General features: G+C 50.8%; 1 pseudogene. It reads left to right on the top strand.

Going from position 1 to position 1,358, the window contains the following annotated elements:
• Positions 1-230: 230 nt before the first annotated feature.
• A pseudogene (locus EII23_RS11895) lies at positions 231-1,228 on the top strand (IS5 family transposase).
• Positions 1,229-1,358: the final 130 nt, after the last annotated feature.

The raw sequence follows: 1,358 nt of genomic DNA on the forward strand, positions 1-1,358 counted from the left end.
CAATACTTTTGTCCGCATGACCAAGATGCGGATTTATAGCGGGATCCCTGAAAAAGCGGACAGACAGTCTCGAATAAAGCGCTTTATTCAACAGGTTAAAAGTAGAGTGCTGGCTGATTTTTTGCGGGAGCTGGTATAGCGGGGTCTCCGAAAAATCATACAGATAGAGACCTTTGCAAAATTCCCTCCAATCCCCTAAATTTCCTCCCAAGATATTTAGGGGATTTCTCATGAGCACCTTCTTTCAGCAAACCGCCCAAGCCATGATTGCCAAACACATCGACCGCTTCCCTCTACTGAAGCTGGAGCAAGTAATTGATTGGCAACCGATCGAGCATTACCTGAACCATCAAAGAACCCGTTACCTTCGAGACCACCGCGGTCGTCCGGCTTATCCCCTGTTGTCTATGTTCAAAGCCGTTTTGCTCGGCCAATGGCACAGCCTTTCTGCTCCCGAACTCGAACACAGCCTCATTACCCGCATCGATTTCCATCTGTTTTGCCGTTTTGACGAACTGAGCATCCCCGATCACAGCACCTTATGCCGTTACCGCAACTGGCTGGCGCAAGACAACACCTTGGCCGAATTACTGACTGCCAACTGACGGACAAGGGCTTAAAAGTAGAGAAAGCATCCGCCGCCATCGTTGACGCTACCATTATTCAGACGGCCGGCGGCAAACAGCGTCAGGCCATAGAAGTGGACGCCGAAGGGCAAGTCAATAGCCAAACCACACCGAGTAAAGACAGCGATGCCCGTTGGGTGAAGAAAGACGGCCGATACAGACTGGGCGACAAACAACATACCCGTACCGATGCGGAAGGCTACATTGAGAAACTGCACATCACTGCCGCCAATGCCCATGAGTGCAAACACCTGCTGCCTTTGTTGGAAGGCCTAGCCAAAGGCACGACTGTCTATGCCGATAAAGGCTACGACAGTATGGAAAACCGGCAACATCTGGAAGAACATCAGCTGCGGGACGGCATCATGTGCAAATCCCACCGCAACCGGCCGCTGACGGAAGCGCAAACCAAACGTAACCGACATTTATCGAAAACCCGTTATGTGGTCGAACAAAGCTTTGGTACGCTGCACCGTAAATTCCGTCATGCCCGGGCAGCCTATTTTGGTCTGAGCAAAGTGAGTGCGCAAAGCCATCTGAAGGCGATGTGTTTGAACCTGTTGAAAGCAGCCAACAGGCTACGTGCGCCTGTTGTTGCCTGAATAGCAGTTCAGATACCCAATTATCGGGTGTCCGAGAGGAATAAAGGGAGTATTTGGAACGGAAAACAGCCGAAACCCTGTGTTTGGGGTTCAGCTGTTGGGTAAAAGGGGTATTTTGCAAAGGTCTCAG

This window comes from Desulfovibrio sp. OH1186_COT-070, assembly GCF_003860215.1.
Taxonomy (GTDB): Bacteria; Desulfobacterota; Desulfovibrionia; order Desulfovibrionales; family Desulfovibrionaceae; genus Desulfovibrio.